A 21,682-nucleotide genomic window follows, 5' to 3' on the forward strand; every position below is an offset into this window, starting at 1 on the left:
CGCGTTTGCGGCAGGGGTGCCGCATCGCTGCCACAAAGCCACCGATCCGTTCATGCTGGCGACAGGAACCGTGGCGGTTGCGCAACAGTCGCCGAATTGATCGCGATCATTGTGCGATTGCGAGCAACCAAGCCGCGCGACCTCGGTTAGCGCAGTCCAAGCCCGGCACCGCGATACGGCAGAACGGGCGACAACAGAGAGTTTGAGGGATCGTATGCGTAAGCTCGTTCTTGCGGCCGTCGCCGCTTCCGCCGCGTTCGTGGCCACCCCGTCGCTGGCGCAGGACGCCACCACCGATACCGGCGTCGCGACCGCACCCGACGGCACCCGCGCGTTCGGCATCGAGCCGTATTTCGGCGTCCGCGGCGGCTGGGAGGAATTCTCCAAGGACAGCGTCCCCGGCGCGCCGATCGGCGACAAGCTGAACGGGTCGCTGGTCGAGGGGCTGGTCGGCGTCAACGTGCCGCTCGGGCCGTTCTTCGTCGGCGCCGAGGGCAATGTGGCCAAGGGCGTGTCGGGCGACATCGACTGGCAGTATGGCGCCGCTGGCCGCTTCGGCCTGCGCGCCGGCGAGAGCGGCATGATCTACGGCAAGGTCGGCTATCAGTGGGTGAACTTCGACAAGCGCGTCGACACCAACCAGGACTTCCATGACGTGACCTATGGCGTCGGGTTCGAGGTCGGTCCGAAGGAGATCGGGCTGGGTGGGATCACCGGCAATTCCGGCATCCGTCTGCGCGGCGAGGTGTCGACCTTCGGCTGGACCAACAGCTTCCGTCCGACGCTGGGTGTGATCGCCCACTTCTGACGAACCGGTTCCGGTCGCCGAGAAAGCCGAGGCGACCGGCCGCACCAGTAGCGTTTCGTGCGGACAAGAAGAGGGGGCGGTGCCGGGTGGCACCGCCCCCTTTTCCGTGCGGGGACGGGATCAGTTCTTCGTCACGTCGCCGGTGCCGGTGACGAGGACGTTGCCGTCGGCCCCGAAGCTGGCGGCGGGCAGCGTCGACACCTGACGCCCGATCGCCATGTCGACCGCTTCGACCCGGCCCTGCGCGTCGCGACGGACCTGCCGGACGTGCCCGACCAGCCGGCCGCGCGCATCCTCGATCCGCGCGCCGGGCGCGAGCTCCTGCGGCGAGGCGGCATCGAGCGAGACGAGGCCGTTGCCGCCGGCCTGGCCCGACGCCCCGCCGTTCCCCGCGCTGCCGTTGGCGGAACCGCTGCCCGAGGCCACGCCGGAGACGCTGCCGGTCAGCCCGCGTGCGGTGCCGACGGCGTTGCCCGCGGTGTCGCGGGCGCGACCGGCCACCGCCTGCGCGCGGTCGCGGGTGTTGCCGATGGCGGTCGTCGCGCCGTTGCGGACGCGGCCGGCGGTGTCGCGCACCGCATCCGTGCCGACCAGCTGCGCGTCGAGCGAGCCCGAGCCGCTGCCCGATCCGGCGGCGCTGCCCGATCCGGACAGCGGCGTGCCCAGCGCCTGCGTTTCGTTGGTCAGGCCCGCCACCGCGCTGCCATTGGCGTCGCCGCCGGCGCTCACCTTGCCGCTGCGGTGATCGACGCTGCGGCGCGTCTGGACGTCGCCGCTCAGGTCGCGGCTGGTGCGGGTGGTGCTGCGCGTCGTCTCGCGCAGGCGATCGGTGCCGCGATCGAGCGAGCCCATCGTGCCGCCCAGGTTACCACCCAGACTACCGCCCAGTCCGCCGGTCACGCCACCGGCGAGCCCGCCACCGAGGCCGCCGCCGCCGCCGAGCAGCTGCGCCTGCGCCGGAACCGCCACGAGCACCGCCAGGGTCGCGCTGGCGAGGAAGAGAGCTTTCATCGAATGTCTCCTTTCGAGTGACCGCGCGTCGGTCGCGACGCGCTTCGAAAGGAGAACGGGCGCCGCTTTCGGTTTAATCCCGCCGCGTGGATTTTTATCGCGCCGGCGTGCGGCAGTCGCCGCAGAGGATGCCGCGGCCGGTCGCCGGCCCGCCGCGCTTCGCCTCGCGGTCGAGCGCCGCCAGCGCGCGGTCGATGCCGGGGAGATGCGCGGACAGGCGGGCGGCGACGAACGGGGCGGCGAAGGAGGTGCCGCGGACCGCATGCGCGCGTCCGTTGCGGTCGAGCGCGAGCAGGTCGGCGGCGGGCGCGGCATAGTCGAGCTTCGCCGCACGCCCCGCCTCGATCAGCACGCGACCGCGCGCGTCGACGCCGGTCACCGCAATCGCCTGCGGATAGGAGGCGGGATAGGCGGGCGGTGCGGCGGGGCCGTCGTTGCCGACCGCGGCGACCACCACCGTCCCGCGCTGGCGCGCCGCCGCGACGACGCGCGCGACCAACGGGTTGGCGGGACCGACCAGGCTGACGACCGCGACCGGCACCTGCTCGCGCGTCAGCCAGGCGAGCGCGCGCGCGATCGCCACCGCATTGCCGCCCGCGGGATCGCTGCCATAGACGTCGGCCACGTACAGGCCGGCGCTGGCGGCACTCGCCCGGATGCCGCCGCCGCCGGTCAGCAGCGAAGCGATCGCGGCGGCATGGTCGTTGGGCTGCGGCGCGCCGATGGCGAACGCTTGCTGACCGACCAGTCCGGGGGTAGCGGCGCGGACGCCGCCGTCGATGATGCCGATGCGCGATGCGGCGGGGGCGGCGGCCGTGGGTGCGGCAATGGCCGTCGCCCCCAGCGCGCCGACGGGAAAGTGGAGCGGGTCGGCGCTGACCTCGCGCCCGCCGGCGATGCGGCGCAATCGCGACAGTGCGCGGTCGATCGACTGGCCGGCGGGGGCACGGAAACGCGCATAGCCGATGCCCAGACCATCGAGGTCGGCGCGCTCGATCAGGCGGAAGCCCTGTGCCTCCGCCGCGCGGATGAGCGCGGTGTCGGCATCGACCACCACCAGCTCGCCCGCGCGGACCGCGTCGCCGGCGCGGTCGACCTCGATCCGGTCGGGATAGCGCCGCGCCAGATCGCGCACCCGGCGCATCTGCGTGCGGGCCAGTGCGCGTGCGTCGGACAGCGTCGCCTCGACCGGCGCCAGCGTGGATGCGACGCCGTCGAGCGTCCGCCCGACCATGTTGCCGAGCGGGGGCACGAACTGCGCCGCGGCGACGGCGGGCAGCAGCAGCGCGGTGGTGGCGGCAATGGTGCGCAGGGATCGCATCATGGCAGGCGTTTTAACCCAAATCACATTCATGTCATGCTGGATGAAACGGCGGGTGCGGTTCGTTTCATCCATCGAAAGGCGAGGTATCGGTGCGGTTCGAAGAGGAATTGCTGACGCTGATCCCGCGCCTGCGCCGGTTTTCCCATGCGCTGGCGCGTCATCCCGCCGATGCCGACGACCTGTTGCAGGCGTCGGTGGAGCGCGCGCTGACGCGTCGCGAGCAATGGCAGCCGGGGACCAGGCTCGACAGTTGGATGTACCGGCTCATGCGCAACCTCTGGATCGATACCGCCCGCAGCGTGCAGCGCCGCGCCGAGACGTTCGTGCCGCCCGAGGCAGGGGAGCAGGTCGGCGCCCCGGGCGGGCAGGAGGCGCAGGTGGAGATGGGCAATGTGATGCGCGCGATGCGGGCGCTGCCGCCGGAACAGCGCGAGGCGGTGGCGCTCGTGGTGGTGGAGGGGTTCGCGTACAAGGAAGCTGCCGCGATCCTGGACGTGCCGATCGGCACGCTCACCTCGCGGCTGGTGCGCGGGCGCGAGGCCTTGATGGCGCGGCTGGGAGAAGCGGCATGACGATCGAGCCCGAGATGCTGATGGCCTATGCCGATGGCGAGCTGGACCCGATCGCGGCGAAGCGGGTGGAGCGCGCGATCGCCGACGATCCGCGGCTGGGGGACGAGGTGGCGCGCCACCGCGCGCTGGCGGCGCGGATGCGCGACGCGCTGGCCCCGGCGGCGCAGGCCCCGGTGCCGGAGGCGATCGCGCGGATGCTGCACGGATCGGCGAGCGTAACGCCGATCGCCGCCGCCCGGCCCGCGACACGCGGGTGGATCGGTTGGGCGGGCGCGATCGCGGCCAGTCTGGTGGTGGGGGTGATGACCGGGCAGATGCTGTCGCGCGACGCCGCTCCGATCGCGCTGGCGCAAAGCGGCGCAGTGGTACGCGGCGATATCGCGCACGCGCTCGACACCCAATTGGCGTCGACCCAGCAGGCGGATGCGCCGGTGCGTGTCGGCGTCAGCTTCCGCAACGCGCAAGGATCGCTGTGCCGCACGTTCGAGCGCGCGGCGGTGGCGGGGATCGCCTGTTCCGACGGCGGCGACTGGGGCGTGGCGCGGCTGTACGGTGGTGCGGCGGCACCGCGCGGCGCGTTCCGCCAGGCGGGATCGGCGAATGCGGCGATGATGGCGGATGCGCAAGCCATGGCGGTGGGCGAGCCGATGGACGCGACGGCGGAGCGACGCGCGCTATCGCAGATCAAGGCGCGCCGCGACTGAGAATGATGCGCACGGCATCGACTGCCGAGGCGGGACGATTCGGCAACAATCGCCTCCGTCGCCGGCGGTTTCGACCTTTTCTTTTGTGAGGACGGCGGCACCCTTTCCCCGTTGCGTGGGGGGAAATGCGTGCCGCGGTCGGTGAAGCTGGCGTCGATGCTGGGCTGGGGGGCGACGGCGCTGCTCGCCCCCGGCGCGGTCGCGGCGCAGCAGGCGGAACGGCCGGTCGTCTTCGACCTGCGCTACAAGGCGGACGTGCTGGCGGTGGCCGCGGGCGGGGTGCGGCACGGGGTGCGCTATCTCGACAATCTGGATGCGACGATGGCGGTCGATCTGGATCGGGTCGCGGGCGTGCCGAAGACGCAGGCGTTCGTCTATCTGCTGTACAATAACGGCACCAGTTTCTCCTCCACGCTGGCGGGCGATGCGCAGATCGTGTCGAGCATCGAGACGGGGGTGCAGGCGGTGCGCCTGTACGAGGCGTGGGTGGAGCATGGCGACGCGCGGCTGTCGGCGCGCGCCGGCCTGTACGACGTCAACAGCGAGTTCGATGCGCTGACGGCGTCGATGCTGTTCGTGCATAGCGGGCATGGCACCGGCACCGACATCTCGCAAACGGGGAACAACGGTCCGTCGATCTTCCCGGTGACCGCGCCGGGGCTGCGCGTGCAGGGCATGGCGGGCGAGCGCGTGACGCTGCGCGCGGCGGTGCTGGGGGGCACGCCGGGAAATCCGGCGCATCCGGGACGTACCGTCGTCACGCTGCGCCCGCGCGACGGCGTGTTCGCGATCGCGGAGGCCGACTGGCGCATCGGCCACGCACGGCTGATCGCGGGGACGTGGCGCTATACCGCGCGCTTCGCGCTCCATACCGCGGACGACGCGCGCGCGCCGGCGCGGGGCGGGGGCAATGCCGGCGTCTATCTGCGCGGCGAAGCGCGCGTCGCGGGCAGCGCGGCGCGGCCGGTGTCGGCCTTCTTCCGGCTGGGGACCGCGGCGGGGCGGTTCAACCTCTTCGATCGCTTCGCCAGTATCGGCATCAATGCGCAGGGCGTCGCCGCGCCCGGCGGGCAGGACGAACTGGGCTTCGCGATCGCGCATGCGCGCACCGCGGGGGCGGCGCGTGCGGTCGCGCGCGATGTGGCGGACAGCGAAACGGTGTTCGAGCTGACCTATCGCACGCCGCTCACCGCGCATCTGTCGATCCAGCCCGACCTGCAATATGTGGTCGACCCCTCTGCCAGCCGGCGGCAGCGCGACGTGCTGGTCGTGGGCGTTCGGTTCGAGATGACGCTGCGGCGATAAACTCGCGGGATGTGGTTAACCGCTTGTTCGCGGTCATGGCGTATCGGCGGCGCGACCAATCGGCGACAGACGGAACAAGCGTGGCGATATTCTACGATGCCAGCGGGCGACGCGGGCGGCGGGTACGGGTGCTGCTCGTCATGCTGGCGGCGGTGCCGGCGCTGCTGCTGGCGATGCTGGCGGCGGCGGTGCTGCGCCCGATGGCGGCGGCCGCGCCGCGGTTCGCCGCGACGGCGGAGGCGCCGCGCGGGCTGGTGCCGGCCTCGGCGACGGTGGAGCGTGGCGCGTGGCTGCCCGAGGCGGCGCGGGGCCGGCTGACCGGTGGGACGATGGGCTTCTACATGCCGTGGGACGATGCGTCGCGACGCTCGCTGGCGGCGCATGTCGGCGAGCTGGAATGGCTGGTGCCGGGGCTCGCCACCGTCACCGGGGCGGATCACCGCTTCGTCGCGGACAGCGACGATTATCTGCGCGGCGTGCTGGCGCGCGCGGGCAAGCGGCCGGGCGTGCTGCCGATGGTGCAGAATGCGGCCGCGGACGGGACGTGGGACGGCGCGGGCACCGGGGCGCTGCTGGCGGATGCGCGCGCGCGTGCGCGGTTCGCCGGGCAGATCGAGGCGCTGGTGACGCGCGAGAAGGGGGCGGGCGTGCTGCTCGACCTCGAAAGCCTGCCGGCGAGCGCGCACGGGAATTACCGCATGTTCCTGCGCGAGTTGCGCGCCCGGTTCGGGGCCAAGGGGTGGATCGTGACGCTGGCGGTGCCGGTGGCGGACCCCGACTGGGATCTCGCCGCCTATGCCGCCGCCGCCGATCGCGTCGTGCTGATGGCCTATGACGAACATTGGATGGGGGGCGCGGCGGGGCCGATCGCGTCGCAGCCGTGGTTCGCGCGCGTCGTCGACGCGGCGGTGCGGCAGGCCGGCGCGGACAAGGCGATCGTGGCGATCGGCAGCTATGCCTATGACTGGGCGGGCCGGAAGACGACACCGCTGGGCATCGCCGACGCCTGGGCGCTGGCGACGCGCGCCGGCGTGGTGCCGACCTTCGACGCGGCCAGCGGCAACAGCCATTTCGCCTATGCCGCCGACGGGCAGGACCATCAGGTGTGGCTGCTCGACGCGATGAGCGCAGCCAACCAGATGGCGGTGATCCGCCGCACCGGCGCCGCGGGCGTCGCGCTGTGGCGGCTGGGGAGCGAGGATCCGCATGTGTGGAACGCGCTGTCGGGGGCGCGGCGCCCCGACATGGCGGCGCTGCCCGCGCCCGCCGGGATCACGGTGACCGGGCATGGCGAGATCATGCGGATCGCGGGCGAGGCGACCGCGGGCGCGCGCGCGGTGCGCTGGGACGGCGGGCTGATCCGCGCGGCGCATTATGCGCGGCTGCCGCAGCCCGACCGGGTCGAGCGCACCGGCGCGCACCGGCGGCTGGTGGCGCTGACCTTCGACGACGGACCGGACCCGGCGTGGACGCCCGCGATCCTGGACGTGCTGGCACGCGAGAAGGCGCCGGCGACGTTCTTCGTCACCGGGGCCAATGCGCTGGGGCAGGGCGAATTGCTGCGGCGGATCGTCGCGCAGGGCAGCGAACTGGGCAATCATTCCACCTCGCACGCCGACCTGTCGAAGCGGTCGGACGATGCGATCGCACTGGAGCTGAAGGCGACCGAGCGGCTGGTCGAGGCCTATACCGGGCGCGCGATGACGTTGTTCCGCCCGCCGTTCCTGGGCGATGCCGATCCCGACCGGCGCGACGAACTGCACGCCACCCGGGTCGCGGCGCGGCTGGGTTACTGGACGGTCGGCCTCAACGTCGATCCGCTCGACTGGCAGGGGCCGGCGGCGGCGACGATCGCGGCGCGCACCATCGCGCAGGTCGAGGCGGGCACCGCGACGCGCCCGGCGCAGGTGGTGCTGTTGCACGATTCGGGTGGCGACCGGACGCAGACGATCAAGGCGCTGCCGCTGATCATCCGCGGTTTGCGGGCGCGGGGCTATGAGCTGGTCGGCGTCTCCACGCTGGCGGGCGTGTCGCGTGCGCGGGTGATGCCGGTGCTGGCGGCGGCGGAGGCGAGCGGTGCGGCGGGGACGCGCGGATTGTTCGACACGCTGGCGTGGCTGCGCGATGCGGGAGCGGTGCTGTTCGCCGCGGTCATCGCGATCGGCATCGCGCGCGCGCTGGCGCTGACCGGACTGGCGTTGTGGCGGCGCGGGCGTGAACAGGCGCCGGCGGGGGCGCCGCATCTGGTGCCGAATTTCGTGACGGTGCTGATCCCCGCGTTCAACGAGGCGCGCGTGATCGAGGCGTCGGTGCGCCGCATCCTCGCGAGCCGGGGACCGCGCATCGAGGTGATCGTGATCGACGACGGATCGACCGACGACACCAGCGCAGTGGTGGCGGCGGCGTTCGGGATCGATCCGCGCGTCCGCCTGCTGACGCTGGAGAATGGCGGCAAGGCGCGCGCGCTCAACATCGCCTTGGCGCAGGCGAGGGGCGATGTGGTGATCGCGCTGGATGCCGATACGCAGTTCGAGGAGGATACGATCGCAAAGCTGGCGCGCTGGTTCGCGGACCCCGCGATCGGCGCGGTGGCGGGCAATGCGAAGGTGGGCAACCGCACCACGCTGATCGCGCGCTGGCAGGCGCTGGAATATGTCACCGCGCAGAATCTGGAGCGCCGCGCGCTCGCCGCGCTGGGCGCGGTGACGGTGGTGCCGGGCGCGGTGGGTGCGTGGCGGCGCACCGCGCTGGATGCGGTCGGCGGATACCCCGAGGATACGCTGGCGGAGGATCAGGACCTGACGATCGCGATCCAGCGCGCGGGGTGGCGCGTGGCGTGCGACAATGATGCGATCGCCTGGACCGAGGCGCCGGAAACGGTGCGTGCGCTGTTCAAGCAGCGCTTCCGCTGGGCGTTCGGGACGCTGCAATGTTTGTGGAAGCATCGTGCGCTGCTGGGGCGGCGGGGCGGGCTGGGGCGCGTCGGGCTGCCGCAGGCGTTGGTGTTCCAGTTCCTGTTCACGCTCGCCGCGCCGCTGATCGACGTCGCGCTGTTGCTGGGCATCGGCGGGACGGCGTGGCGGGTGTACGATCGCGGCTGGGACGCGGCGGGCGGCGATGCGCTGGCGGTCGCCGCGTTCTGGGCGGCGTTTGCGGCGATCGATCTCGCCTGCGGATGGATCGCGTTCAAGCTGGACGGGCGAGAGGCGCGGTTCCCGGCGATGCGACTGCTGATGCAGCGGTTCGGCTATCGCCAGCTGCTGTATGCGGTGGTGCTGCGCGCGCTCTATGTCGCGGCGACCGGGCCGAAGGTGGGCTGGGGCAAGCTGGAGCGCACCGGCAGCGTCGCCGTGGTGCCGGCGCAGGAGAGCGACGACTTAACCTATCCGCAGGCAATCGCAGCCTAATATCGGCGCCATGAGCTTCGAACCCACCCCTGCCATCCTGCCGCGCTGGCTGGATCGCGATGCGCGCACCGTCGAACGGTATCTGTCGGGCAGCCATGTCGGCGTCCGGCTCGGCATGGGCGAGCCGCGACTGCTGCGGCTGGTCGATGTGTCGGTGCTGGGCTGCCGCGTCGAGCGGCCGGCGGATGCGCTGATCGGGCGGAGCGTCACCGTCGCGTTTGCGGGCGGGGTGGAGACGCACGGCTGGATCGTGTGGTCGGACGGCGCGGAATGCGGGATCGATTTCGCCGAGCCGCTGGCCGAGCACGATCTGTCGCGCATCGCCCGGCCGCGGCAGAAGCGCGACGGCTGACGCGACCGCGGGCGCCGCCGTGCGTTGACGCTCCTGAACGAGAGGAGTGGACGATGCAGCAGGATCCCGACGAGAACGAGGGCGTGCGCCCGACCCCGGCAGACGATGTCGCCAAGCCCGAGCAGCCGCCGATGGACGATGACGCCTCCGGCCTGCCGGAGGGGGAGGCGGACAGACTGGGGGATTTTGCGTAGCGTCGCGTTACGTCCGGTAATCTTGTTCCCCGGCGAAGGCCGGGGTCCAGTTGCGGGCGGATCGCGGGATGCGGCAACCTTGCCCAACTGGACCCCGGCCTTCGCCGGGGAACAGCGCGTCAGAACGCGTCGGCGGGCAGGTCGTACAGCACCTTCGCGGGGGCGTTGGCGGCGGCCTCCAGCCCCAGCGCCTCGGGCACCAGCTGGTCGAGGTAGAAGGCGGCGGCGGTCTTCTTGACCGTATCGGCGCTATCGACGCGCGCGGAGCGCTCCATCAGCCAGCCGCACGACGCCACCGACAGCATCGTCAGGAACGGATAGCTGGCGGCGTGGCGATCGTCGGCGTCGGCGGACTGGAGGCGGCGGCCGATGCCCTCGCAGGCGTCGATCAGGCGCACCAGCTGCGGATGCTGCGCCTCGGCGCGCAGGTCCGCGATCAGGTCCGCGAAGGCGCCGCCATTGGACATGGCCAGCTTGCGCCCGACGAGGTCGGCGGCCTGGATGCCGTTGGTGCCTTCGTAGATCGGCGTGATGCGCGCATCGCGGAAGAACTGCGCCGCGCCGGTTTCCTCGACATAGCCCATGCCGCCGTGGACCTGCACGCCGAGATCGGCGACCTCGTTGCCCAGATCGGTGGCATGCGCCTTGGCGAGCGGGGTCATGATCTCCAGCCGCTCCTTCGCCTTGGCATCGCCCAGCCCGGCGCGGTCGACCATGCCGCAGGCGTAATAGACCAGCGCGCGTGCCGCCATCGTCTGCGCCTTCATCCGCAGCAGCATGCGGCGGACGTCGGCATGTTCGACGATCGCGGCGGGCCGGCCGTCGCGCGCGCCCTGGATACGCTCGCGCGCATAGGCGACGGCCTTTTGCGTCGCGCCTTCCGCCACCTGCACGCCTTGCAGGCCGACATTGAGGCGGGCGTTGTTCATCATCGTGAACATCGCACGCATCCCGCCGAACTCGGGGCCGATCAGCTCGCCGAGGCAATCGTCATGGTCGCCGAACGACAGCACGCAGGTGGGGGACGCATGCAGCCCCATCTTGTGCTCGATCGAGACGACGCGGACGTCGTTGGGAGTGCCGTCCAGCCGCACCTTGGGAACCAGGAACAGCGAGATGCCGCGCGTGCCCGCGGGGGCGTCGGGGGTGCGCGCCAGGACGAGGTGGACGATATTGTCCGCCAGATCGTGGTCGCCGAAGCTGATGAAGATCTTCGTGCCCTTGATCGCGAAGGTGCCGTCGCCCTTTGGCGTGGCGGTGGTGCGCAGCGCGCCGACGTCGCTACCCGCCTGCGGCTCGGTCAGGTTCATCGTGCCGGTCCATTCGCCGGTCGCGAGCTTGGGCAGGTACGTTTCCTGCTGTTCCGGCGTGCCGTGGTGCGCCAGCGCCTCGATCGCGCCGACCGACAGGATGGGCGCGAGCGCGAAGCCCATGTTGGCGGTGCCCAGCGTCTCCAGCACCGCGGCCTGGATGACGAAGGGCAGGCCCTGCCCGCCGAACTGCTCCGGCACGCCGATCGTGCCCCAGCCGCCCTCGACATAAGCGCGATACGCCTCCGGGTAGCCGGCAGGCATGACGACCCCTTCCGGGGTCCATTTCGCACCCACGGTGTCGCCGGCGCACGCGAGCGGTGCCCATTCGCCCTCGGCAAATTGCGCGATCCCTTCCAGCACCGCGTCGACCGTGTCCGGGCTGGCGGCGGCGAAGCGGTCGGTGGCGGCCAGTTCGTCGACGCGGACGATGTGATCGAGGACGAAACGCTGGTCGGCGACGGCGGCGGTGAAGGTCATTTCTCTCTCCCGGATCGTGCCGCTATAGCCGCTGGACATGGACGCTCAACTCCCCGTCATCCGACGCTACGGCGAGGCCGCGGTCGCAGAGGCGGCGGCGGTGCTGCGCGCCGGCGGCATCGTCGCGCTGCCCAGCGAGACGGTCTATGGGCTGGCCGCGGATGCGCGCGATTCGGCGGCGGTGGCGCGCATCTATGCGGCGAAGGGGCGGCCGAGTTTCAATCCGCTGATCGTGCATGTGCTGGACCTTGCCGCGGCGGAGGCGATCGCGCTGTTCGATGCCGATGCGCGCGCGCTGGCGGCGCGGTTCTGGCCGGGGCCGCTGACATTGGTGCTGCCGGTGCGCAGCGAAGCGGGGATCGCGTCGCTGGTGACCGCGGGGCTGACGACGGTGGCGATCCGGGTGCCGGCGCATCGCGCGTTTCGCGCCGTGCTGGCGGCGAGCGGGACGCCACTGGCGGCGCCCTCGGCGAATGCGAGCAATGCGATCAGCCCGACGCGCGCGGACCATGTCGCGGCGAGCCTGGGGGCGCGGGTGCCGCTGATCCTGGACGATGGTGCCACCGCGGCGGGGGTGGAATCGACGATCGTGGCGGGGCGCACGATCCTGCGTCCGGGGCCGGTGACCGTGGAGATGCTCGCCGAGGTGCTGCCGGTGGCGGCGGGGCGGACCGCGCATGTCAGCGCGCCGGGGCAGCTGGCGGTGCATTACGCGCCGGTGAAGCCGGTACGGCTGGGGGCGGTCGGGCGCCGCGAGGGGGAGTGGCTGATCGGATTCGGCGAGGTCGCGGGAGACGATACGCTGTCGGCGCGCGGGGATGTGGTGGAGGCGGCGGCGCGACTGTTCGATGCGCTGCATCGCGCGGATGCGAGCGAAGCGCGCGCGATCGCGGTGGCGACGGTGCCGGAGGCGGGGGTCGGGGTGGCGATCAACGATCGGTTGCGGCGGGCGGCGGGGCGGTAGGATTACTTACTAGCCCCTCCCCTTCAGGGGAGGGGTTGGGGTGGGGGATGTCTCACCGAGATTGTCGCTCGTGACTGCCCCACCCCCAACCCCTCCCCTGAAGGGGAGGGGCTTTTTTCCCGTTCGTTACGCCGTCACCGTCTTGCTCCGTGCCGCGAAGCTCTTGCGGAGTTTCTGCAATTTCGGCGGGATGACCGCGAGGCAGTAGGGATTGCGCTGGCCTTCACTGTCCCAATAATCCTGATGGTAATCCTCCGCGGGATACCAGTCGCCGAACTCCTCGATCGTCGTCACGATCTTCTGCGGCCAGTCCGCCTGCGCGCGCGCGATCGCTTCATTGGCCTGTTCCTCCTGCATCACCGTCTCCGGGAAGATAGCGGAGCGATATTGCGTGCCGACGTCGTTGCCCTGGCGGTTCAGCTGAGTCGGATCGTGGGTGGCGAAGAAGATGTCGAGGAGGTCGGCGTAGCTGACCTGTTCGGGGTCGAAGCCGACGCGGATCGCCTCGGCATGGCCGGTGCTGCCGCTGCACACCTGCTTGTAGCTGGGATTGGCGACATGGCCGCCGATATAGCCGCTCTCGACGCTTTCGACCCCGATCACGTCCTTGAACACCGCCTCCGTGCACCAGAAGCAGCCGCCCGCCAGCGTCGCATATTCCGTCATGTAAGCGTCTCCTTTACCGCCCATGTAGGAAGGCCTACGCGCACGACAAAGGGAGACGCGCGACGATGCTCGACGGCAAGGTGATGGTGACGGGCGGGGCCGGCTATATCGGCAGCCATGCGGTGCTGGCGCTGCTCGACGCAGGCTTCCAGGTGGTGGTGATCGACAATCTGGTCACCGGGTTCGACTGGGCGGTCGACGCGCGGGCGGCCTTCGTCGAGATGGCGGTGGAGGATGCGCGCGTCCGCGACGTGATCGCCGAGCATGATGTGAAGGCGATCATGCATTTCGCCGGATCGGTGGTGGTGCCCGAGTCGGTCAGCGACCCGCTCAAATATTATCGCAACAACACCGCCGCGACGCGCAGCCTGATCGAGAGCGCGGTGCACGCCGGCGTGCCGCATTTCATCTTCTCCTCGACCGCGGCGACCTATGGTACGCCGGAGCGGGTGCCGGTGAAGGAGAGCGACGCGACGCGCCCGATCAACCCCTATGGCATGTCGAAGCTGATGACCGAGGCGATGCTGCGCGACGTCGCGGCGGCGCATCCGATCAATTATGCCTGCCTGCGCTATTTCAACGTCGCGGGCGCCGATCCGCAGGGGCGCAGCGGGCAGTCGACCGTGGGCGCCACGCACCTCATCAAGATCGCGGTCGAGGCGGCGACGGGCAAGCGCGACGCGGTGTCCGTGTTCGGCACCGATTTCGACACGCGCGACGGCACCGGGGTGCGCGACTATATCCATGTCAGCGATCTGGCGGAGGCGCATGTCGCGGCGCTGAAGCTGCTGATCGCTGAGCCGGGCGAGAGCCATATCCTGAACGCCGGCTATGGCCGCGGGTTCAGCGTCCTGGAGGTGCTGGACGCGGTCGACCGGGTGACCAACCTGACGATCGCGCGCAAGCTGGAGGGGCGACGCGCGGGCGATCCGGCGGAACTGGTGGCGGACAATAGCGCGATCCTGAAGACGATCGACTGGACGCCGAAGCGCGACCAGCTCGACGGGATCGTGCGCGATGCGCTGGCGTGGGAACGCGCGCTGGCGGAACGCGGGCGGTGAGGCTGCGCTCGCTGCTGTTCGTGCCCGGCGACCGGCCGGAGCGGATGGAAAAGGCGCTGGGGCTGGGCGCGGATGCGCTGATCCTCGACCTGGAGGATGCGGTCGCGCCCTCGGCCAAGGCGGCGGCGCGGGCGGCGGTGCGGGCGTTCGTGGACGCCAGGGCGGGCGAAGGGCCGGCACTGTTCGTGCGGGTCAATCCGCTCGACGGCGATCTGGTGGCGGACGATGTCGCGGCGATCGCGGGCGCGGCGATGACGGGCGTGGTGCTGCCCAAGGCGGAGGGGCGCGCGTCGGTCGCGACGCTGCGCGCGATGCTGCCCGGCGATTATGCGGTGCTGCCGATCGCGAGCGAGACGCCGCGTGCGGTGTTCACGCTGGGTGATTACGACGCGACGGGCCTTGCGGGGCTGACCTGGGGGGCGGAGGACCTGCCCGCCGCGATCGGCGCCGCGACCTCGCGCGAGGCGGATGGCGGATACACCGATCCGTATCGCGTGGTGCGCGCGCTCACCCTGTTCGGCGCGCATGCGGCGGGGGTGCCGGCAATCGAGACGGTCTATCCCGATTTCCGCGATCTGGACGGGCTGGCCGCCTATGCCGCGCGCGGGCGGCGCGACGGGTTCACCGGCATGATGGCGATCCACCCGGCGCAGGTGGCGGTGATCAACGCCGCTTTCTCGCCGTCCGAAGCGGAACTCGCGCAGGCGCGGGCGGTGGTGGCGCTGTTCGACGCCAACCCGGGAGCAGGGGCGCTCCAGCTCGACGGCAAGATGGTGGATGCGCCGCACCTGAAGGCGGCGCGGCGGTTATTGGCGACGGCGGGCGAGTGACGTGCGGGCGGTCGCGCCCAGCCACCACCATAATGCCGCCCAGCCGGTGCCCGCGCACCAGCCCGCGACCACGTCCGACGGCCAGTGGACGCCGAGATACACGCGGCTGACGCCGATCGCGCCGACCAGCAGGATCGCCACCGCGCTGGTGTAGCTGCGCGCGCGATGGCCGCGCTCGACCTGTGCGAGCAGGCCGGCGAGCGTCAGATAGACGATCGCGCTGTTGGTGGCGTGTCCGCTGGGGAAGCTCAATCCGGTGACGGGGACGAGATGATCGACCAGCTCCGGCCGGGTGCGGTGGAAGAAGAACTTGGCCTGCGCGGCGAGCAATGATCCGGTGACCGTCGCCGCCAGCACCAGCGCGGCGGTGAGCCACAGGCGGCGCACCAGAAGCAGCCCGACGGCGACGACGACCGCCAGCGTCAGCACGGTGCCGCTGCCCAGCGCGGTGATGTCGACCATCGCCTGATGCAGCCAGTCCGGCCCGATCGGCTGGCGGGTGTCGCCCGGCACGCGCAGCGCCAGGATGATGGCGCGATCCCAGGCGAGGGGCACGTCGTCGAGGATCGAGAAGCCCAGCAGCAGCACGGCGAGCAGGCCGGCGCCGGCCATCGCGATCCATGCGGCGCGCGGCGCGGCGGGCGCGACGGCGGGCTCCCCGATCGGGATCAGCGGGTCGTTGGACATCGTGCCGCGCTGCCACAGGTGTTGCACGCGGTTCAAGGATGGCCTTAACGCGGGCACCATGATCGCGCATCTGAAGGGACGGCTGGAGGCCACGGGGATCGACCATGCGGTGATCGACGTCGGCGGCGTCGGCTATCTGGTCGGCGCGTCCGCGCGCACGCTGGCGGCGATCGGCCCGGTCGGCGAGGCCGCGACCCTGTTCACCGAGATGCTGGTGGGGGAGGATTTCATCCGCCTCGTCGGCTTTGCGCATGCGGCCGAGCGCGACTGGTTCCGGCTGCTGACCGGAGTGCAGGGGGTAGGCGCACGCGTCGCGCTGGCGATCCTGTCGGCGCTGGAGCCGGCCGACCTGTCGCGCGCGGTGATGGCGCAGGACAAGGCGACGGTGGCGCGCGCCAACGGCGTCGGTCCGAAGCTGGCCGAGCGGATCGTGCGCGAGCTGAAGGACAAGGTCGGCGGGGTGGCGCTGGGGCCAGCGGCGGCGGCGCAGGTGGTACCGGCGGGTGCGGGCGCGGACGCGGTGTCCGCGCTGCTCAACCTGGGGTTCCGCCCCGCGGAGGCGGCGAGCGCGGTGGAGGCGGCGGAGGAGGAACTGGGCGGCGGCGCGACGCTGGATGCGCTGGTGCGGCTGGCGTTGAAGAAGGCGGCGAAGGGGTGATGCTCCTTCCGTGAGCCTCGTCACCCCGGGCTCGACCCGGGGTCCATTTGTCCGCGAGCACAGCGTTCTCGGCGGGATGGATGCCGGATCAAGTCCGGCATGACGGTTTGGGCGATGGAAAACTTCGTTATGTCATCATCCTCGTCACCCCGGACTTGATCCGGGGTCCCGCTTCCTTTCCGGCGTCGCGGTAGAAGCTGGACCCCGGCTCAAGGCCGGGGTGACGGGTTTTGGAACGAGGTGGTTCTCGACACGCCGCCCCCGCCTCCGCTACGGAACGAAGCGTGACCGAGGACGACGATCGCCTGCTCTCCCCGCTGCGTGCCGCGGAGGATGTGGATGCCGCGCTCCGGCCGCGGCATCTCGACGAGTTCGTCGGGCAGCAGGCGGCGCGCGAGAATCTGCGCGTGTTCATTCAGGCGGCGAAGGCGCGCGGCGATGCGCTGGACCATGTGCTGTTCTTCGGGCCGCCGGGACTGGGCAAGACGACGCTGGCACAGATCGTCGCGCGCGAGATGGGGGTGGGGTTCCGCGCCACCTCCGGTCCGGTGATCGCCAAGTCGGGCGATCTGGCCGCGCTGCTGACCAATCTGGAGGATGGCGACGTCCTGTTCATCGACGAGATCCACCGGCTCCAGCCCGCGGTCGAGGAGGTGCTGTACCCCGCGATGGAGGATCGCGCCCTCGACCTGATGATCGGCGAGGGGCCGTCGGCGCGGTCGGTGCGGATCGACCTGCCGCGATTCACGTTGGTGGGGGCGACGACGCGGCAGGGATTGCTGACGACGCCGCTGCGCGATCGCTTCGGCATCCCGATCCGGCTGCAATTCTATACCGTCGAGGAGCTGGAGCGCGTGGTCAGCCGCGCGGCGCAGCTGCTGGGGCTGGGGATCGCGCGCGATGGCGCAGTCGAGGTGGCGCGGCGCTCGCGCGGGACGCCGCGTATCGCCGGGCGGCTGCTGCGCCGGGTGCGCGACTTCGCCAATGTCGCGGGCGCGACGACGGTGGATGCGCGGGTGGCGGATGCGGCGCTCAATCGGCTGGAGGTGGATGCGCTGGGGCTGGACGCGATGGACCGGCGCTATCTGACGATGATCGCCGACATCTATCGCGGCGGGCCGGTGGGGGTGGAGACGCTGGCCGCCGGCCTGTCCGAGCCGCGCGACACGATCGAGGAGGTGATCGAGCCGTATCTGATCCAGCTCGGGCTGGTGGCACGCACCGCGCGCGGACGCGTGCTGAACGCGGGCGGGTGGAAGCATCTGGGGCTGAACCCGCCGGCGGGCGCGCAGGACGGGTTGTTCGACTGATCGATCGTCATGCCGGGCTTGTCCCGGCATCCAGGGCGCCATCCATCTCGCTTGGGCGGTGCGCGCAACCCCGGACCCCGGAACACGTCCGGGGTGACGGCATGTGCAGGGTGGGGGCGCGCTACTGCACGTCGATATCGGCGGCGATGCGGCGGACGAAGCCGTCGGAATTGGCGTTCTGGAAGGTGAGGTGGTCGTGGCCGTGGAAGCCGGGGTCGGGGGTGTAGAACACGACCTTGCCGGGCACCTGCTGACGGTCGCAGGCGACGCGCGGGTTGGGGGGCGTGAAATTGGGATAGAAGGGTGCGTCGACGATGTCGGCATGGCCGTGGCGCGGCGTATCGATCAGTTGCGACGCGATCGTGCCCGAGGGCGTGCAATCGGGATTGATCATCGTCGCCGACCACAAGCGGATTTTCTGCCCGTCGATCGACACCTTGGTGATGTGGATCGTCTGTTCGCCCTTCGGCTGCTGCGTGGGTGAGACCTGATGGACGACATAGGTCTGCGCCGTGGCGGCGGTGGTCAGTGCGGCGCTCAGGAGAGCGGCCGGTAGCCATCGGGATCGTGCGGTATCGCGTAGCATGTTCGTCACCTCGCTTCCCGGCGCGGACGATCTAGCAGGGCGGCGGGGCGGCGAGAACATCGCCGCGGCGACATTACCGATATTTCATCCACGCCGGATGCGCGCAAAAATGCTGCGTGGCACCCAAGCCCCGCGTCTGTTAGCCACGTCGCCATGCCCGTTTCCGCCGCCCGTTCCGCCCGCGACATCCTGGTCAACCTGCACGACGTGATGGCGGCGCGATCGAACGCGCAGGCGAAGCTCAACTCGGTGGTCGAGATCATCGGCGAGGCGCTGGATAGCGAGGTCTGCTCGATCTACCTGCTGCGTGAGGGCGTGCTGGAGCTGTTCGCGACGCGCGGCCTGTCGCCCGAGGCGGTTCACGTCACCAAGCTGGCGATGGGCGAGGGGCTGGTGGGCACGATCGCCGCCAATAACGAGGTGCTCAACCTCGACGAAGCCGCCAGCCATCCCGACTTCGCGTACAAGCCGGAGACGGGAGAGGACCGCTACCATAGTTTCGCGGGCGTGCCGATCATCCGGCGTGAGCGCGCGGTGGGGGTGCTGGCGGTGCAGCATGCCGATCCGCGCCGCTACGAGGATGTCGAGATCGAGGCGTTGCAGACGGTGGCGATGGTGCTGTCGGAGCTGATCGCCAATGCCGGGCTGATCGATCAGGGCGGGCCGAAGGACCGGCCGCAGTCGACCGCGCCGACACGGATCGCGGGCCAGAAGCTGGTCGACGGCATGGCGGCGGGCTGCGCCGTGTTCCACCAGCCACGCATCCATATCGAGCATACGGTCGCGGAGGATACCGAGGCGGAACGCCACCGCGTCTATGCCGCGTTCGACAAGATGCGCGAGCAGATCGACCGGATCGCACGCGAGGCGGAGTTCGGCGTCGGCGACGAGCATCAGGAGGTCATCCAGACCTACAAGATGTTCGCCTATGACGAGGGATGGTCGCGCCGGATCAACGAGGCGATCGACAGCGGGCTGACCGCGGAGGCGGCGATCGAGCGGGTGCAGCAGCGCACCCGCCAGCGGATGCGCGAGATCGACGATCCGCTGCTGGCCGACCGGATGCACGACCTGGAGGATCTGTCCAACCGGCTATTGCGGATCGTCAGCGGGCAGATGGGGACCGCGGCGCAGCTGGGCCTGCGACAGGACACGATCCTGATCGCGCGCAACCTGGGGCCGGCGGAGCTGCTGGAATATGACCGGCGGCGGCTGAAGGGTGTGGTGCTGGAGGAAGGCTCGCTGACCGCGCACGTCACGATCGTGGCGCGCGCGATGGGCGTTCCGGTGCTGGGGCGCGTGCGCGATGTGCGGCGGTTGATCGCGGAGGGCGACCTGCTGCTGCTCGACGTGACCGAGGGGACGCTGACGGTACGCCCCACCACGCCGATGGAGGAGGCGTTCGACGCCAAGCTGGCGGCGCGGCAGAAGCGCAAGGCGGCCTATGCCGCGCTGCGCGAGGTGCCGCCCGAGACGAAGGACGGGCATCGCGTCACCGTGATGGTCAATGCGGGGCTGCGCGACGATGTCGCCGCGCTGGACCTGACGGGGGCGGACGGGATCGGGCTGTTCCGCACCGAATTCCAGTTCCTCGTCTCCGCCACGCTGCCGCAGCGCGAGCGCCAGCAGCGGCTCTACAAGGAGGTGCTGGACGCGGCGGGGCAGCGGCCGGTGATCTTTCGCACGGTCGATATCGGCGGGGACAAGGCGCTGCCCTATCTGGTCCATGCCGAGGACGAGGAGAATCCGGCGATGGGGTGGCGCGCGCTGCGGCTCGCGCTGGAACGCGACGGGTTGATGAAGGCGCAGGCGCGCGCGCTGCTGGAGGCGGCGGCGGGGCGCACGCTGAGCGTGATGTTTCCGATGGTGTCGGAATATTGGGAGTTCGAGGAGGCGCGTGCCCTGTTCGAGGCGCAGCGCGCGTTCCTGGTGGCGCGCGGAAAGCGGTTGCCGCTCGACATCCGCTATGGCGCGATGCTGGAGGTGCCGGCGCTCGCCTATCAGCTCGACCTCCTGCTGCCGCAGGTGGACTTCCTGTCGGTGGGCACCAACGACCTGACGCAATTCCTGTTCGCCGCCGATCGCGCCAACCCGAAGCTGGCCGAGCGGTACGACTGGTTGTCGAGCGCGATCCTGCGCTTCCTGCGGCAGGTGGCGGGGCCGGCGCGCGCGGCGGGCGTGCCGATGGCGGTGTGCGGCGAGATGGGCGGGCGGCCGCTGGAGGCGATGGCGCTGATCGGGATCGGGATCGACCGGCTGTCGATCACTCCGGCGGCGGTGGGGCCGGTGAAGGCGATGCTGCGCTCGCTGGACCGGGGGGCGCTGATGGCATTCATGGACGCGCTGCTGGCGGCGCCGCCGCGCGACATGCGCGGGGCGCTGACGCAATGGGCGGGCGAACAGGGCGTGGAACTGGCGTAAGGGTGCGGCGAGCCGAGCGCGCGTGGCGCGCGGGTCGGTTGACACTCAACCGGCGCTTTGGGAGACGAACGCTTTCCCGCGGCGCGAACGGGCGGCGCCGGGGGAAGCGGAGACAGGAATGAGCGACGGTCAGCAACCCGCACCAGCGGCACCGGCCCAGGCACCGACAACGGTCGGCGCCCGGCTGCGCGCCGCGCGCGAGGCGCAGGGACTGTCCTTGCCGGAGGTGGCGGCGCGCACCCGCGTGACGCAGCGCTTCCTGGAGGCGCTGGAGAACGACCGGCTCGACCAGCTGCCGTCGCCGACCTATGCGTCGGGCTTCGCGCGGGCCTATGCGCGCGCGGTCGGGCTGGACCAGGCCGAGGTGGGGCGCGCGATCCGCGGCGAACTGGCACGCGGCGCGATGCCGGTCCGCCAGCATCATATCGAGGAGATCGCCGACCCCGCGCGCGGGCCGTCGCGCGGGCTGGTGATCGTGGCGGCGGGCGTGGCGCTGGCGGTGCTGGTGCTGGGCGTGCTGTGGCTGACGACGGGTGTGTTCCGCGGCACGCGCGAGGCGCCCGAGGCGGGGCAGGTGGTGGCGGCGAGCTCGCCGGTGCCCGCCGCGCGCGCGGTGCCGACGCCGGCGCCCGCGGGCAAGGTGGTGCTGACCGCGCGCAGCGACGTGTGGATGCGCATCTACGATGCCGCAGGGCAGACATTGTTCCTGGGCACGAAGAAGCCGGGCGAGACGTTCGAGGTGCCGGCCAATGCCAATGCGCCGATGATCAATGTCGGGCGGCCGGACCAGCTGACGATCACGGTCGACGGGCGCGAGGTGCCGCCGCTGGGCGACGGCAAGCGCGCGATCAAGGACGTGGGGATCAGCGCGACCGCGCTGGCGGCGCGTGCCGGCGGCAATGCGCCGGTGGCGGCGTCCTCGCCCGCCGCCGCCGTCGCGCCGCGGCCGCGCGCGTCCGGTTCGCCCGCCGTGACGCAGGCGGTGCCGGCGGCCTTTCAGGATGCGCCGGGGAATAGCGCGCAATAACGACC

The 21,682-nt window shown here is 71.2% G+C and carries 20 protein-coding genes; 14 read left to right on the forward strand and 6 right to left on the reverse strand.

The features are described 5' to 3' along the window. Window positions 1-214: 214 nt before the first annotated feature. Window positions 215-808 carry an opacity protein gene (locus tag PGN14_RS03725; protein WP_335298091.1) on the forward strand — a complete coding sequence of 198 codons (594 nt, stop codon included), beginning with the start codon at window positions 215-217 and terminating at the stop codon, window positions 806-808. Between the two features lie 120 nt (window positions 809-928). On the opposite strand, the gene PGN14_RS03730 is transcribed toward PGN14_RS03725, so the two are convergent. Continuing rightward, window positions 929-1,819: a hypothetical protein gene (locus PGN14_RS03730; protein ID WP_335298092.1), complete on the reverse strand. Its 891-nt coding sequence runs from the start codon at window positions 1,817-1,819 to the stop codon at window positions 929-931. Between the two features lie 94 nt (window positions 1,820-1,913). Next, window positions 1,914-3,143 carry a S8 family serine peptidase gene (locus tag PGN14_RS03735; RefSeq protein ID WP_335298093.1) on the reverse strand — a complete coding sequence of 410 codons (1,230 nt, stop codon included), beginning with the start codon at window positions 3,141-3,143 and terminating at the stop codon, window positions 1,914-1,916. A gap of 89 nt (window positions 3,144-3,232) precedes the next feature. Here PGN14_RS03735 and PGN14_RS03740 point away from each other — a divergent pair, with 89 nt between their 5' ends. The 6 genes from PGN14_RS03740 (at window position 3,233) to PGN14_RS03765 (ending at window position 9,677) form a co-directional block, all read left to right on the forward strand. Next, window positions 3,233-3,715 carry an RNA polymerase sigma factor gene (locus PGN14_RS03740; protein ID WP_335298094.1) on the forward strand — a complete coding sequence of 161 codons (483 nt, stop codon included), beginning with the start codon at window positions 3,233-3,235 and terminating at the stop codon, window positions 3,713-3,715. Next, window positions 3,712-4,419 (forward strand): anti-sigma factor family protein, encoded by a 708-nt coding sequence (locus PGN14_RS03745; protein ID WP_335298095.1) that lies wholly within the window; start codon window positions 3,712-3,714, stop codon window positions 4,417-4,419. The genes PGN14_RS03740 and PGN14_RS03745 overlap by 4 nt, the downstream gene beginning before the upstream one ends. Before the next feature lie 129 nt (window positions 4,420-4,548). Continuing rightward, window positions 4,549-5,724, forward strand: a complete 1,176-nt coding sequence (locus PGN14_RS03750) for a carbohydrate porin (RefSeq protein ID WP_335298096.1) — start codon at window positions 4,549-4,551, stop codon at window positions 5,722-5,724. A gap of 35 nt (window positions 5,725-5,759) precedes the next feature. Further along, entirely contained in the window at window positions 5,760-9,131 is a 3,372-nt protein-coding gene (locus tag PGN14_RS03755) for a glycosyltransferase (protein ID WP_443019465.1), read from the forward strand. Window positions 9,132-9,141: 10 nt separating this feature from the next. Further along, window positions 9,142-9,483 (forward strand): PilZ domain-containing protein, encoded by a 342-nt coding sequence (locus PGN14_RS03760; protein WP_335298098.1) that lies wholly within the window; start codon window positions 9,142-9,144, stop codon window positions 9,481-9,483. A gap of 53 nt (window positions 9,484-9,536) precedes the next feature. Next, complete coding sequence (locus PGN14_RS03765) at window positions 9,537-9,677, forward strand: hypothetical protein (protein ID WP_335298099.1); 141 nt, start codon at window positions 9,537-9,539, stop codon at window positions 9,675-9,677. Window positions 9,678-9,796: 119 nt separating this feature from the next. On the opposite strand, the gene PGN14_RS03770 is transcribed toward PGN14_RS03765, so the two are convergent. After that, complete coding sequence (locus PGN14_RS03770; RefSeq protein WP_335298100.1) at window positions 9,797-11,467, reverse strand: acyl-CoA dehydrogenase; 1,671 nt, start codon at window positions 11,465-11,467, stop codon at window positions 9,797-9,799. 37 nt (window positions 11,468-11,504) lie between these two features. On the opposite strand from PGN14_RS03770, the gene PGN14_RS03775 reads away from it, so the two are divergent. After that, the gene (locus tag PGN14_RS03775) at window positions 11,505-12,431 is read left to right on the forward strand and encodes an L-threonylcarbamoyladenylate synthase (RefSeq protein WP_335298101.1); all 927 of its coding nucleotides are present in this window, start codon (window positions 11,505-11,507) and stop codon (window positions 12,429-12,431) included. 126 nt (window positions 12,432-12,557) lie between these two features. Here the strand turns inward: PGN14_RS03775 and msrA are convergent, their stop codons facing one another. After that, entirely contained in the window at window positions 12,558-13,097 is a 540-nt protein-coding gene (gene msrA, locus PGN14_RS03780) for a peptide-methionine (S)-S-oxide reductase MsrA (protein ID WP_335298102.1), read from the reverse strand. 65 nt (window positions 13,098-13,162) lie between these two features. Between msrA and galE the strand changes: the two genes are divergently transcribed. After that, window positions 13,163-14,158 (forward strand): UDP-glucose 4-epimerase GalE, encoded by a 996-nt coding sequence (gene galE / locus PGN14_RS03785; RefSeq protein WP_335298103.1) that lies wholly within the window; start codon window positions 13,163-13,165, stop codon window positions 14,156-14,158. Continuing rightward, window positions 14,155-14,988: an HpcH/HpaI aldolase/citrate lyase family protein gene (locus PGN14_RS03790; RefSeq protein ID WP_335298104.1), complete on the forward strand. Its 834-nt coding sequence runs from the start codon at window positions 14,155-14,157 to the stop codon at window positions 14,986-14,988. Before galE ends, PGN14_RS03790 begins: the two co-directional genes overlap by 4 nt. On the opposite strand, the gene PGN14_RS03795 is transcribed toward PGN14_RS03790, so the two are convergent. Next, window positions 14,965-15,702 carry a phosphatase PAP2 family protein gene (locus PGN14_RS03795; protein ID WP_335298571.1) on the reverse strand — a complete coding sequence of 246 codons (738 nt, stop codon included), beginning with the start codon at window positions 15,700-15,702 and terminating at the stop codon, window positions 14,965-14,967. The two genes, PGN14_RS03790 and PGN14_RS03795, sit on opposite strands and share 24 nt — an antisense overlap. A 31-nt stretch (window positions 15,703-15,733) precedes the next feature. On the opposite strand from PGN14_RS03795, the gene ruvA reads away from it, so the two are divergent. Continuing rightward, the gene (gene ruvA / locus PGN14_RS03800; protein WP_335298105.1) at window positions 15,734-16,333 is read left to right on the forward strand and encodes a Holliday junction branch migration protein RuvA; all 600 of its coding nucleotides are present in this window, start codon (window positions 15,734-15,736) and stop codon (window positions 16,331-16,333) included. 284 nt (window positions 16,334-16,617) lie between these two features. Then, complete coding sequence (gene ruvB / locus PGN14_RS03805; protein ID WP_335298106.1) at window positions 16,618-17,643, forward strand: Holliday junction branch migration DNA helicase RuvB; 1,026 nt, start codon at window positions 16,618-16,620, stop codon at window positions 17,641-17,643. 121 nt (window positions 17,644-17,764) lie between these two features. On the opposite strand, the gene PGN14_RS03810 is transcribed toward ruvB, so the two are convergent. Then, on the reverse strand, window positions 17,765-18,229 hold the full coding sequence (locus PGN14_RS03810) for a hypothetical protein (protein WP_335298107.1): 465 nt from the start codon (window positions 18,227-18,229) through the stop codon (window positions 17,765-17,767). Between the two features lie 153 nt (window positions 18,230-18,382). Between PGN14_RS03810 and ptsP the strand changes: the two genes are divergently transcribed. Beyond that, window positions 18,383-20,650 (forward strand): phosphoenolpyruvate--protein phosphotransferase, encoded by a 2,268-nt coding sequence (ptsP, locus tag PGN14_RS03815; RefSeq protein ID WP_335298108.1) that lies wholly within the window; start codon window positions 18,383-18,385, stop codon window positions 20,648-20,650. A gap of 118 nt (window positions 20,651-20,768) precedes the next feature. After that, complete coding sequence (locus tag PGN14_RS03820; RefSeq protein WP_335298109.1) at window positions 20,769-21,677, forward strand: helix-turn-helix domain-containing protein; 909 nt, start codon at window positions 20,769-20,771, stop codon at window positions 21,675-21,677. Window positions 21,678-21,682: the final 5 nt, after the last annotated feature.

The sequence above is a fragment of the Sphingomonas adhaesiva genome (assembly GCF_036946305.1).
Taxonomy (GTDB): domain Bacteria; phylum Pseudomonadota; class Alphaproteobacteria; order Sphingomonadales; family Sphingomonadaceae; genus Sphingomonas; species Sphingomonas adhaesiva_B.

Bases quoted from the DNA above. Each gene is read 5' to 3' on its own strand.
- PGN14_RS03760 (WP_335298098.1), top strand. From the start codon at position 9,142: ATGAGCTTCGAACCCACCCCTGCCATCCTGCCGCGCTGGCTGGATCGC.
- PGN14_RS03725 (WP_335298091.1), top strand. From the start codon at position 215: ATGCGTAAGCTCGTTCTTGCGGCCGTCGCCGCTTCCGCCGCGTTCGTG.
- PGN14_RS03735 (WP_335298093.1), bottom strand. From the start codon at position 3,143: ATGATGCGATCCCTGCGCACCATTGCCGCCACCACCGCGCTGCTGCTG.
- PGN14_RS03810 (WP_335298107.1), bottom strand. From the start codon at position 18,229: ATGCTACGCGATACCGCACGATCCCGATGGCTACCGGCCGCTCTCCTG.
- PGN14_RS03820 (WP_335298109.1), top strand. From the start codon at position 20,769: ATGAGCGACGGTCAGCAACCCGCACCAGCGGCACCGGCCCAGGCACCG.
- msrA (WP_335298102.1), bottom strand. From the start codon at position 13,097: ATGACGGAATATGCGACGCTGGCGGGCGGCTGCTTCTGGTGCACGGAG.
- PGN14_RS03730 (WP_335298092.1), bottom strand. From the start codon at position 1,819: ATGAAAGCTCTCTTCCTCGCCAGCGCGACCCTGGCGGTGCTCGTGGCG.
- ptsP (WP_335298108.1), top strand. From the start codon at position 18,383: ATGCCCGTTTCCGCCGCCCGTTCCGCCCGCGACATCCTGGTCAACCTG.
- PGN14_RS03775 (WP_335298101.1), top strand. From the start codon at position 11,505: ATGGACGCTCAACTCCCCGTCATCCGACGCTACGGCGAGGCCGCGGTC.
- PGN14_RS03755 (WP_443019465.1), top strand. From the start codon at position 5,760: ATGGCGTATCGGCGGCGCGACCAATCGGCGACAGACGGAACAAGCGTG.
- PGN14_RS03745 (WP_335298095.1), top strand. From the start codon at position 3,712: ATGACGATCGAGCCCGAGATGCTGATGGCCTATGCCGATGGCGAGCTG.
- ruvA (WP_335298105.1), top strand. From the start codon at position 15,734: ATGATCGCGCATCTGAAGGGACGGCTGGAGGCCACGGGGATCGACCAT.
- galE (WP_335298103.1), top strand. From the start codon at position 13,163: ATGCTCGACGGCAAGGTGATGGTGACGGGCGGGGCCGGCTATATCGGC.
- PGN14_RS03770 (WP_335298100.1), bottom strand. From the start codon at position 11,467: ATGACCTTCACCGCCGCCGTCGCCGACCAGCGTTTCGTCCTCGATCAC.
- PGN14_RS03765 (WP_335298099.1), top strand. From the start codon at position 9,537: ATGCAGCAGGATCCCGACGAGAACGAGGGCGTGCGCCCGACCCCGGCA.